9 protein-coding genes and 1 riboswitch are annotated in these 11,876 nt (G+C 30.2%); of the genes, 2 read left to right on the plus strand and 7 right to left on the minus strand.

Going from position 1 to position 11,876, the window contains the following annotated elements; all coding sequences use genetic code 11:
• Window positions 1-85 precede the first annotated feature (85 nt).
• Window positions 86-227: riboswitch (molybdenum cofactor riboswitch) on the minus strand.
• Between the two features lie 192 nt (window positions 228-419).
• The 4 genes from I4V16_RS15685 to I4V16_RS15700 all read right to left on the minus strand — a co-directional run bounded on the left by I4V16_RS15685 (window position 420) and on the right by I4V16_RS15700 (window position 4,646).
• Window positions 420-911, minus strand: coding sequence for a hypothetical protein (locus I4V16_RS15685; protein ID WP_049179666.1), 492 nt, complete (start codon window positions 909-911; stop codon window positions 420-422).
• A 184-nt stretch (window positions 912-1,095) separates the two neighbouring features.
• A complete protein-coding gene (locus tag I4V16_RS15690; protein ID WP_195617377.1) occupies window positions 1,096-2,979 on the minus strand; it encodes a PTS fructose transporter subunit IIABC in 1,884 nt (627 codons plus the stop codon).
• A gap of 18 nt (window positions 2,980-2,997) precedes the next feature.
• Entirely contained in the window at window positions 2,998-3,900 is a 903-nt protein-coding gene (gene pfkB / locus I4V16_RS15695; RefSeq protein WP_195617376.1) for a 1-phosphofructokinase, read from the minus strand.
• Window positions 3,901-3,902: 2 nt separating this feature from the next.
• Entirely contained in the window at window positions 3,903-4,646 is a 744-nt protein-coding gene (locus tag I4V16_RS15700; RefSeq protein ID WP_195617375.1) for a DeoR/GlpR family DNA-binding transcription regulator, read from the minus strand.
• 233 nt (window positions 4,647-4,879) lie between these two features.
• On the opposite strand from I4V16_RS15700, the gene pflB reads away from it, so the two are divergent.
• Complete coding sequence (gene pflB, locus I4V16_RS15705; RefSeq protein ID WP_195966930.1) at window positions 4,880-7,114, plus strand: formate C-acetyltransferase; 2,235 nt, start codon at window positions 4,880-4,882, stop codon at window positions 7,112-7,114.
• A gap of 483 nt (window positions 7,115-7,597) precedes the next feature.
• Here the strand turns inward: pflB and I4V16_RS15710 are convergent, their stop codons facing one another.
• The 3 genes from I4V16_RS15710 to I4V16_RS15720 form a co-directional block, all read right to left on the minus strand.
• Window positions 7,598-7,753 carry a DUF1540 domain-containing protein gene (locus I4V16_RS15710; protein ID WP_111937142.1) on the minus strand — a complete coding sequence of 52 codons (156 nt, stop codon included), beginning with the start codon at window positions 7,751-7,753 and terminating at the stop codon, window positions 7,598-7,600.
• A gap of 60 nt (window positions 7,754-7,813) precedes the next feature.
• Window positions 7,814-9,196, minus strand: coding sequence for a CehA/McbA family metallohydrolase (locus tag I4V16_RS15715; protein WP_049180174.1), 1,383 nt, complete (start codon window positions 9,194-9,196; stop codon window positions 7,814-7,816).
• A gap of 115 nt (window positions 9,197-9,311) precedes the next feature.
• Window positions 9,312-10,412, minus strand: coding sequence for a hypothetical protein (locus tag I4V16_RS15720; RefSeq protein WP_049180172.1), 1,101 nt, complete (start codon window positions 10,410-10,412; stop codon window positions 9,312-9,314).
• A 170-nt stretch (window positions 10,413-10,582) separates the two neighbouring features.
• Between I4V16_RS15720 and I4V16_RS15725 the strand changes: the two genes are divergently transcribed.
• Window positions 10,583-11,731, plus strand: a complete 1,149-nt coding sequence (locus I4V16_RS15725) for an SEC-C metal-binding domain-containing protein (protein ID WP_111937141.1) — start codon at window positions 10,583-10,585, stop codon at window positions 11,729-11,731.
• Window positions 11,732-11,876: the final 145 nt, after the last annotated feature.

An 11,876-nucleotide genomic window follows, 5' to 3' on the forward strand; every position in this document is an offset into this window, starting at 1 on the left:
TTTTTTAATTTCTTAGTATCTAAAAAAAAGCTTATTACTTAATGCATTTTTGGGCATAAGTAATAAGCTTTAAATATTTCTATTTAAAATCAAAAACTTATTTCCTTCCCAAAAACGTGGAGATAATACCCTTTCGAATATTACCCTGCGAATTAACAATGTAATTCAGGCATAATTCCTTAGAATTTCTTCCTTAGGAGTGTTATGCTCTGGAAATCTTATATTCTTTATATTCTTATTAATACTCTCTATATAAATATTCCACTTAATAAAATGATTTAGTCACTTTATTTATGTTATTATTTTAACACTATTAGATATTATTTGACAATAGATTAGATATTTTTATAATATTTTTTAATTATATAAATTTTACATTCAAAAAATAAAAGAGTGATTATTAATAATCACCCTTTCTTCTAGTTATCTGAATGGAATCTTACCATATCTACCATAACTAATAACCCAACTAAAAATACAGTATAATCTTCATCTAATACCTTTAAAATATATCTATCTCTTCCAAATGTCCACTCTTTATCTATTTCCCCAATTTTAAATCCATCTTTTTCAACTGTATAATTTCTACCTAGAATTGCAGAATCACAGCTCATTACAAATCTACCAAGCACCCCTGATATATTATATTTAGGCACCATAAATTCCTTTTCTATTGCGGCTATTTCCATACCATTTGAATCATATACCTTATATTTATGTGCTCCAATTCTTAGCTGTTGTCTAAAATACATCAATTTTCTTGATTTATCTGGTGTATAGATATTTATATTCTTCCCTATATCAAATTTATCAGCCTCTACTAAAAATGCTTCATTTCTATTTTCATCATAAACATCGAATTTAGCCCCAAAAGCTAATAGTCTTTCCTTAATAAAGTAGTTTTTTGACATAATAATCTCCCCTTATACAATATTTTTTATCTGTATATATAGTATATAATACTATATAATATAAGTCAATATAACTCTTTATTTTTAAGTTTATTTTAAGAGTAGATATTTATTCCCTTGGTACTTAAGGTAAAAAAAGAAATAGTTATTGCAAAATAAAATTTACAATAACTATTTCTAATAATTATCTATCTAATGGCTTTTTTAATACTCCTAATAGAACCATTCCTACTAAAGAACCAATTATAAGGGATACAACAAACATAAATGGATTTGTCATAACTGGTACTACAAATAAACCACCGTGTGGTGCTAATGTTTCACATCCAAAGAACATTGATAATCCTCCAGCTATAGCTGACCCTATTACACATGAAGGTATTACTCTTAATGGATCCGCTGCTGCAAAAGGTATTGCACCTTCTGTAATAAAGGAAATTCCCATTACATAATTTGTTATACCTGATTGCCTTTCTCTTGATGTAAATTTATTCTTAAAGAAAGTTGTAGCTAAAGCTATTGCTAATGGTGGAACCATACCACCTATCATAACAGCAGCCATGATATCATTATTACCAGTTGCTAATGAAGCTGTTCCAAATACATATGCGGCCTTATTAAATGGACCACCCATATCTATAGCCATCATACCACCTAAAACTAATCCTAAAAGAACCTTACTAGTAGATCCCATGCTATTTAACAAATTAGTTATACCATCATTAAGAGCAGCTACTGGTGGGTTTACAATAAATATTAGTATAGCTCCAATAAGTAATATCCCAAAGAAAGGATATAATAAAACTGGTTTTAATCCCTCTAAACTATCTGGTAACTTATCAAATAGCTTCTTTAATCCAACTACTAAATATCCTGCTATAAATCCTGCAAGTAATGCCCCTAAGAAACCAGAGCCACCATCTTTAGCTAAAACTCCTCCAACAAAACCTACTGCCAAAGCAGGTCTATCACCAATAGACATAGCAATGTAACCAGCAAGTATAGGCAACATAAAGCTAAATGCTAAATTACCTACCACATTAAAGAACGATGCAAATTCTGTACTTGTTCCAAATTGTGGAGTTCCTGCTGCTCCTGAGTCAACTAAGAATGATAATGCTATAAGAATACCTCCACCTATTACAAATGGTAACATATGAGAAACACCATTCATTAAGTGCTTATAAACCTTATGTCCTATCCCTTCTTTTTCTATATCAGCTTCTCCACCTTCAGACTTTTCACCTGATGCATGATATATAGGCGCCTTACCACTAACAGCTTCATTTATAAGTTCTTCTGCCTTGTGAATTCCATTTGCCACTTTAGTCTGAATTACTCTTTTTCCATCAAATCTATCCATATAAACATTTTTATCAGCAGCAATTATTATACAATCTGCATTTTTTATCTCTTCATCTGTTAGAACATTTTTAGCTCCACCAGAACCATTTGTTTCAACCTTTATAGAAATTCCCATATCCTTAGCTTTATTTTCTAAGCTTTCTGCTGCCATATAGGTATGTGCTATTCCAGTAGGACACGCTGTTACTGCTAAAACTCTATATCCATCTTTTTCTTCTTTCTTATCTTCTACTGGTTCATCAAACTTTTCTGTTTCCTTTTGATCTATAAGTCTTAAAAACTCTTCCTTGCTTTTAGCATTTATAAGTTTTTTTCTAAACTCTTCATCCATTAAAATGGTAGATAATCTTGCTAACACCTCTAAATGAAGATTATTTTCTCCATCTGGAGCTGCAATCATAAAGAAAAGATGAGCTGGAGCACCATCTAAAGAGTCATAATCCACTCCATCCTTAACAACCATAGAGCTTAGTCCTGCATCTTTAACTGCTGTTGTTTTAGCATGAGGAATAGCTATTCCATCTCCTATTCCTGTTGTACTTAATTCTTCTCTTGATAAAACAGCCTTTTTATACTCTTCTTTGTCATTTAACTTGCCTGAATTATTCATTAATTCAACAAGGTTATCAATAGCCTCATGTTTATTTGATACTTTTACGTCTAATTCTATTGAATTACTACTTAATAGATCAGTAATACGCATTTTTATTCCTCCTCAAAACTAAATTTCATTTAATAATTTTAGTATTTCATCTTTCGTTGCTAATCCTTCTGAAAATGCTGTAGCACTACCAGTTGCTACTCCCATTTTAAAGGCTTCTTTAAAATTATAGTTCTTTAAATATCCTGCTATAAATCCAGCCACCATAGAGTCTCCTGCACCAACTGAATTTTTAACTTTTCCCTTTGGCACACCACTCTTTATAATTTCTCCACTTTCTGATATAAAAATCGCTCCATCTCCTGCCATAGATATAAGTACATTTCTTGCCCCTTTATCCTGTAGCTTTTTAGCATATTCAATTATTTCTTCATCAGTTTTTAACTCTACATTAAATATTTCTCCAAGCTCATGATTATTAGGCTTAATTAAGAAAGGTTTAAACTTTAGTACATTTACCAATAAGTCTTTTGTAGCATCTACTATAATCTTAATTTCTTTCTTTTGTAGTCTTTCCATAATCTTTTCATATATGTCTTCTGGAAGTGATTTAGGTATACTTCCTGCTAAAACTAATATGTCACCATCTTGTAGATTATCTAACTTCTTATATAAAGAATTTAGTGCTTCCTCATTAATATGTGGTCCTCCGCCATTAACCTCACTTTCTTCGTTAGACTTAATCTTTACATTTATTCTAGACAATCCATCATTTAACTTAATAAAATCTGATTTACAACCAAATTCTGATACCCTTCTTTCAATTTCATCCCCAGTAAACCCAGCTATAAAACCTAAAGCAGAACTATCATACCCTAAATTCTTCAATACTATAGATACATTAATGCCTTTTCCACCAGGATACACATCTTCCTCTTCTGTCCTATTAACTCTACCTAGCTTCAAATCATTTACTTTAACTACATAGTCCAGTGAGGGATTAAAAGTCACTGTGTATATCATTTTTATACCTCCAATACTTCTGTATAATTTTTATATTTATTCTCTCCTATTTCCTTAGTTATTATTTTTGCTTTATTTATTTCTGCAAATGTTATTGGAAATATTTTATTAAATTTACTGTTATCAACTAATACGTAAGGTGTCTTACTTCTATTTATAGCCTCTTCCTTAACAAGGGCTTCTTTAACATCTGGAGTAGTAAAACCTGATTCTATACCTACTCCATTAGATCCAAAGAAAGCTTTTGTAAAATTATATTTTTTTAAACTTTTTATAGCTTCTACCCCTATAATAGCTTCTGTTGATAACTTCAATTCTCCCCCTAATATATAAACTGTACATCCTTTTTCAATAAGCTTTTTAGCATGAACAATACCATTTGTAACATAAGTTGCTTCTTTTTCTTCAATATATTCAGCTAAAATTTCAGTTGTGGTTCCTGCATCAATATACACAAAATCTCCTTTTTCTATTAATGAAGCAGAAAATTTTGCAATACTTATTTTATCCTCTCTATTTAAATCATGCTTGGTTTTGACATCTTTTTCTTCAGTTGTTAAGTTTTTATCAATAACTACTGCTCCACCATGAACCTTATTCAGTTTACCCAAATTTGCTAAAGCATTTAAATCTCTTCTAATTGTTGATTCTGAGGTATTTAGCAAGGCTACTAGTTCATTTACAGTAACTGCTTTCTTCTCATTTAAAACACTTAAAATCTTATGGAATCTTTCTTCTGTCAACATTTACAACACTTCCTTTATATAAATATTACCCCTTTAAGTTTTCAAAGTCAATCATTTTCATTCAAATTCTTTCACTTTCTCTTAAACTTAATTTCACTCTTTCAAATATTTAGAATATTTAAACTCTAGATTTTCCTATTGTGTTTCGACATAGTTCTATGATATATTCAACTTGTTAAATAATTTGCAATCTAGTTATTTAACGTTTACAAAAAGACAATGAGGTGGACTGAATGAACAAAGAACAATGGACAGGCTTCAACGAAGGTCGTTGGGCAAAACACATCGACGTTAGAAACTTCATCCAAACTAACTACACTGAATATACAGGTGATGCTAGTTTCCTTGAAGGTGCTACAGAAGAAACAACTAAATTATGGGATGTAGTTTGCGAATTAAGCAAACAAGAAAGAGAAAATGGCGGAATATTAGATGTTGATACAAAGACTATATCTAAAATCAACGCTTACAAACCAGGATATATAAGTGAAGCTTTAGAAAAAATAGTTGGTGTACAAACTGACGCACCACTTAAGAGAGCTGTTATGCCAGAAGGTGGTATAAGAATGGCTGAAAATGCAGCTAAAGCTTATGGATATGAAATAGATCCTTTAATATCAGAAATATTTACAAAGTATAGAAAAACTCATAACCAAGGTGTTTTCGATGCTTACACTACAGATATGAGATTAGCTAGAAAAGCTGGTATAGTTACAGGACTTCCAGATGCTTATGGTAGAGGAAGAATCATAGGTGACTATAGAAGAGTTGCTTTATACGGTGTTGATAGACTTATAGAAGATAAAAATGAACAAAAATTAAGCCTTGAAGTAGGAACAATTGATGAAGATGTAATTAGATTAAGAGAAGAAATCTCTGATCAAATAGTTGCACTTAAAGAATTAAAAGAAATGGCTGCTTCATATGGATATGATATAGCTAGACCAGCTGCTAACGCTCAAGAAGCTATCCAATGGTTATACTTTGGTTACCTTGCAGCTATAAAACAACAAAATGGTGCTGCAATGTCACTTGGTAGAACTTCTACTTTCTTAGATATTTACATAGAAAGAGATTTAAGAAATGGCGTTATAACAGAAAAAGAAGCTCAAGAATTAATGGATCACTTCGTAATGAAGTTAAGATTAGTTAAGTTCTTAAGAACTCCAGAATATAACGATTTATTCTCAGGAGATCCAACTTGGGTAACTGAATCAATTGCTGGTATGGGATTAGACGGAAGATCTTTAGTTACTAAGAACTCATTCAGAGTACTTAATACACTTTACACTTTAGGACCTTCACCAGAACCAAACTTAACAGTTTTATGGTCAACAAGACTTCCTAAGGCATTTAAAGACTTCTGTTCAAAGGTTTCTATTGATACAAGCTCTGTTCAATACGAAAACGATGATTTAATGACTACTTACTGGGGAGATGACTATGCTATAGCTTGTTGCGTATCTGCAATGAAAGTTGGTAAGCAAATGCAATTCTTCGGTGCTAGAGTTAACTTAGCTAAGACTCTTCTTTACGCTATAAACGGTGGTAAGGATGAAAAGCTAGGAATGCAAGTTGGACCTAAATTAGCTCCAATAACATCTGAATACTTAGATTACAATGAAGTAATGGATAGATTTGAACAAATGACAGATTGGTTAGCTAACCTTTATGTTAACACATTAAATGTTATCCACTACATGCATGATAAATACTCTTATGAAAGCTTACAAATGTCTTTACATGATAGAGATGTATTTAGAACAATGGCTTGTGGTATAGCAGGACTTTCAGTATGTGCTGACTCACTTTCTGCTATTAAATACGCTAAGGTTAAGCCTGTAAGAGATGAAAACGGAATTGCTGTAGACTTCGAAGTTGAAGGCGACTTCCCTAAATACGGAAATGATGATGATAGAGTTGATGATATAGCTGTATACCTTGTTGAAAACATGATGAACAAGATCAGACAAAACAAGACTTACAGAAATGCATACCACACTCAATCTATCTTAACTATAACTTCAAACGTTGTTTATGGTAAGAAGACAGGAACTACTCCATGTGGTAGAAAGAAGGGAGAACCATTTGCTCCAGGTGCTAACCCAATGCACGGAAGAGATAATTCAGGATCATTAGCATCTTTAAACTCAGTTGCTAAGCTTCCATATGAACATTCTCAAGATGGTATCTCTAACACATTCTCAATCGTGCCAGATGCTTTAGGAAAGACTCCTGAAGATAGAATCAACAACTTGAGCTGCATGATGGACGGATATTTTGGACAAGATGCTCACCATCTAAATGTTAATGTATTTAACAGAGAAACATTACTTGATGCTATGGAACATCCAGAATTATATCCTCAATTAACTATTAGAGTTTCAGGATATGCAGTTAACTTCATCAAGTTAACAAGAGAACAACAACTTGATGTAATAAACAGAACATTCCACGAAAAGATGTAGTTTTATTATAAGAAACAAAAAGCTAGTAAGTAGATTTATATCTACCTGCTAGCTTTTTATTTAGCATATAATTTCATTAAAAAGGTGGAGTGGATATTTTTTAATATGAAATTATAATAATACCTTTGAGTTATAGCTAATTAAAATTTTATACTTTCCTATACATTAAAAAAGAAAATACAGCAAGTACACTTATACGCACCTACTGTATTTTTACTTAATTAGCAATTTAAGACACATTTCCATTATACTATCTAACAAATATTTCTGTCTACCATATACTTCAATAATTTAATTTTTTAACAAAAAATTCTTCATTGATTAAACTGCTTATTACTTATTCTATATTTACATATTGTTATATTTATAAAAATATATATTTTTATATTTATACCTTTGATTTATAATTAATTAAAATTTTATAATTTCCTAGAGGTTTAAAAAAACTCCTTGCAAAATTTGCAAAGAGTCTTTTCATTATTCCTACTTTAATACGAAAGATTCGCAATCTGTACATTGAGGAACTGATGGGTTTTGTTCATGTGTTCCTACTTGTATTTCATTAAGTGTACAGTAACTCTTCATATCATTGTATTTACATTGTTGTACTGAGCATTTAATACTCTTATTAGCTGTCATATCCATTCCTCCATATAATAAACTTCACAATTATATTAACCTTATATTATAAAAATATTCTTATTTTTTTATAATAAAAATCGGATTTGAAAATGCAAATGGAGCAGCATTTCTAACTCCAACTTCAGTTGATAAAGACTGACCTTCTTCCTCTTTTCCTTCTACTTCCATTCTAATAAAATCTCCTGGCACTACCCTCACCCTTTCTACCATTTCAAAAGTAGTATCATCAATATCTTTTTCAGAAATCACTTCACCATTTCTTATTAATCTAACTTTAGAAATCCCATTATAATATTCACCTTTTAAATTAACTTTTATAACTTCTCCCATTGAATTTACTTTATAGTCATCGCCCATCATAGCATTATTCACCTTAATCTCTAATGAAGGTCCATTAGTTCCATACATATGTCCCTTCTTTTGGGCTTCAATTATACCTTCTTCAGTAAAACTTTCTGAATATGTTTTTAGGTATACCTTTCCTATATCCACTGGGTAATGAGCATCTGTTTCTGCAACGCCATAAAGATGCTTTCCTTCTGTATTTAATTTATCCCAAATAATAAAGGCATCATTATTATATTTATTTTTAGGACCTCTACAGCCATTCCACACTTCAATTCCATTTACCCCATTATAATCAGGAAACTTCCATCCTAATTTGCTGTCAGCAGGATGAGCAGCATAAATTAAAGTATTATAATTTCCAAGCTCCTTAATTAAATTATCTTTAGATAGAGAGCCATAATTTTTATTATCCTTCACATTCATTAAAACTGCATGACCTGAAGATGTAGTATATTCATTTCCTTTTATAATTATTTCTCCATTACCTTTAGCACTTTTTGACTCCTCATATCCATTGCTATTATTATGATCAGTCATTGTCATATAATTTAATCCAGCACTTCTCATGGCCCATATATTTTCTGCTACGCTTCCATTTCCATCAGAATAGTTAGAATGAGTATGATTATCTCCCATGAACCATCCCTTACCACTAACTGTAATTCCACCTAGCTTTATATTCTTCACCCCTTTATTAGGTTCCTTAACTTGTACTATAAACCTTGTACCACCACTTTTACATTTTATCTTCCATTGAACACTTCCCTCTTCATTTGGCTCTAAGGTTTCTATCGAAAAATTACTTTTCCCTAAGGGTTTACTTTCGCCATCACAAATTAGCTTACCCTCTATTTTTCCTTTTTTATTTTTTGTTATATTTTTTACCTTTAAGCTAACAATTACTTCATCTCCAGAATTTAATAGCTCTCCAGCCTTATCTATGCTTCCTTCATACACCATATCTTCTTCTGTAGATGCTGTAACTACTCCTATATCCCTTGAAAAGTAAATATAAGCTCCCACTCCTATAAGCATTAGTATTAGAGGGAGAACTGCAATAAATAGTTTATAATGTTTTTTTCTTCTACTCATTTTACCCTTCCTTTCTCTAATACTATTTTCTTTATTTATTTATAAATTATTCTAATTTCTTTCTAATTTTCTAGACATTAAAAAAAGAAACCGCAAAGCGATTTCTTTTTTACTCTTATAACTTCAATTTATCTTTTTCAAGTTCTATAAAGTTATTTATAAACCCAACAAATCCATTTAAAACATTATCATTTATATCTATTACTGTTACTCTCTTACTTAGAGAATCATATCTACCTAATGAAATATACACCTTGTCCTCAATGTAATAAAACAAATATCCTATTTCTAAATCTTCATGGAATATAATTTCTTTACTATTAATCTTTGAGGATTCAAAAAGAAAACTACTTTCCTTTGATAATACCTTATGGAATCCCTTACTTTCATTATTATATATGTATCTATTATTGTTTAAATCTAAATATAAGTCCTTTTTATATTTCTTCATACAAGGTATAAAAAGAAAGTTCTTACTATGTACGAAGGCTGCAATATAATCCCTTAATTTATATATTTCCTTGTCCTCTTCAAACCTGAATCCAGTTTTATTAAATAATTTTATTATTTCCCCAAAATAACCATTCCACTGAAAATTACAACTTTCCCACTCCATTAATTCTTCCATTAAACTTTTAAAATCTATGCTACTATATTTAATGTTTGCAAAGGAGTTATTAATGATTTCACTTTTAAATACATCTTTTTTCTTATTTTCATTTCCCTCTAATGAAGATGTATTTCCTAGTGCTTGTACAAATTCTGCAAGCCTATCTCCAAAGCTTGTTGTTATTATTATTTTTAATGTAATCTTATCAAACTTAACAAACTCATTTTTTTCTTTACATTTATTAATATAATTTTTCACACAATCTATGCTTTTAAAGCTATATCCATTTTTCATATAACTTCTATATAAAAAATTTTTATTTATGTAATCTTCCTGTAACTTCATATTATATGTGTTACTTTGCTTGTCCTTAATACCAATTACCAATTCGAATTCATTTTCAAAACACTCATCTAAAGCATACTCCACTGCCCTAATATAAGTTGGGTCTTCTTCTAATACAGGGCTATCCATATCCCCATAAATTTCATTGGTAACATCTTCCTCGCACAAGCTTCTTTCATATGATTTACTTACTATTATCATCTTATTTATTGGAAAAACATAACACTTCCCATATTCAATTATACACTCTCTAATATCCAAAAAATCCCCCCATTTAACAACCTTATAAGCAAATTATATAACCACTTCATACTACTAACAACAAGTAAATTATGTAATGGTATTTACTTGACTTTTTGTCAAAAAAAATAGATACTATATAAGGTTAATGGATAATTATAAATGTTAATATATAGCAAAGGAGAATTTTAATGCATACTAAAAAGTACTACTACGATGAGCAACTAAGAAAATACTATTTTGAAAAATACTATCAAACTTTTACTAAATGTAAGGATAGTTTAAAGGAATCAAATACTTCAGAACTTTTATCTCTTCAAACTAAACCTACACTTACAGACATAGCTAAGAGGTTAGATATTAAGGGATATTCAAAATTAGGTAAAGATGGGTTAGTTAATCTAGTATCTGCTTATATTACTGATAATATAGATAATATACTTTGCGAACTGTCTTATAAAGAACTTAATCTGTTAAAGGAATTAGCTAAAGAAGACTTAGTTGAATACTCTTTTTCAATAGATAACTTAAACTTAATTGGAGGATTATCATCCCTTGGAGTACTATTTAAATTATCTACAAAGGATGGTTACTACCTTGTAGTACCAAGTGATATAAAAGACGGAATTAACTCTTTAACATCTTCTAAAAAATATATTTCTAACCTTAAGGAACGTTCAGAAGGAATCGATCTTATAGATGGATTAATGACTCACTATGGTCTTTTATTAGGTGGAGAATTATATTCCATAATAACTAATAAGGAAAGTAAGGTTTTTAAAGAGGAAAACTTAGATTTTTACTTAAACTATATCTTTAGAAGCTATGAAGCTTTTACAGAAGGTAACGCATTAATTCACCCATTCCTTTTCTCACCTGAAGATGTATATGAAGAATTAAGAGTAAGACAAACTATTCAATATAACTTCAGTAATGAAGATTTCTTTGTTTCTTTAGGTAGAGATTTTAAAGATACTTGGGGTGAAGAAGTCTTAGAACTTAAAAACATTCTTTCTAAGACTAAGTTAAAAAAATCTGATATAGACTCATTAATTAGCCAATTAATATTCTATATTAAAAACGACATGGATACTCAAATAATAGTTGAATTACTAACTTCTTATAGCTTAAATTTAAGTGATAAGGCTTTAGCTGACTCAATAGTCAACTCCTTCTCTAAGATCTTTAACAATACACCTATATGGTCTTTAAAGGGCTTAACACCATCAGAGTCAACTGCTAGACAAAAGACTACTATAATAAAGGATAAAGAACCTGGAAGAAATGAACCTTGCCCTTGTGGAAGCGGAAAGAAATATAAGAAATGTTGTGGTAGATAACAAGTAAAAATTATAATCTCCTAAATAATAAAAAGCTGTAGATTTTCTACAGTTTTTTTATTAAAACAAAAGGGGCTGTATCAGATTAAGGTTTTTTACCTTAGGCTGATACAGCCTTATTTTTATAATTTTAAATTTTATTCAT

The sequence above is a fragment of the Clostridium sp. 1001283B150210_160208_E6 genome, assembly GCF_015669365.1.
Classification (GTDB): domain Bacteria; phylum Bacillota; class Clostridia; order Clostridiales; family Clostridiaceae; genus Clostridium; species Clostridium paraputrificum.

Excerpts from the sequence above, each read along its gene's own strand:
- I4V16_RS15690 (WP_195617377.1), bottom strand. The coding sequence starts at position 2,979 with ATGCGTATTACTGATCTATTAAGTAGTAATTCAATAGAATTAGACGTA.
- I4V16_RS15700 (WP_195617375.1), bottom strand. The coding sequence starts at position 4,646 with ATGTTGACAGAAGAAAGATTCCATAAGATTTTAAGTGTTTTAAATGAG.
- pflB (WP_195966930.1), top strand. The coding sequence starts at position 4,880 with ATGAACAAAGAACAATGGACAGGCTTCAACGAAGGTCGTTGGGCAAAA.
- I4V16_RS15685 (WP_049179666.1), bottom strand. The coding sequence starts at position 911 with ATGTCAAAAAACTACTTTATTAAGGAAAGACTATTAGCTTTTGGGGCT.
- I4V16_RS15715 (WP_049180174.1), bottom strand. The coding sequence starts at position 9,196 with ATGAGTAGAAGAAAAAAACATTATAAACTATTTATTGCAGTTCTCCCT.
- I4V16_RS15710 (WP_111937142.1), bottom strand. The coding sequence starts at position 7,753 with ATGACAGCTAATAAGAGTATTAAATGCTCAGTACAACAATGTAAATAC.
- pfkB (WP_195617376.1), bottom strand. The coding sequence starts at position 3,900 with ATGATATACACAGTGACTTTTAATCCCTCACTGGACTATGTAGTTAAA.
- I4V16_RS15725 (WP_111937141.1), top strand. The coding sequence starts at position 10,583 with ATGCATACTAAAAAGTACTACTACGATGAGCAACTAAGAAAATACTAT.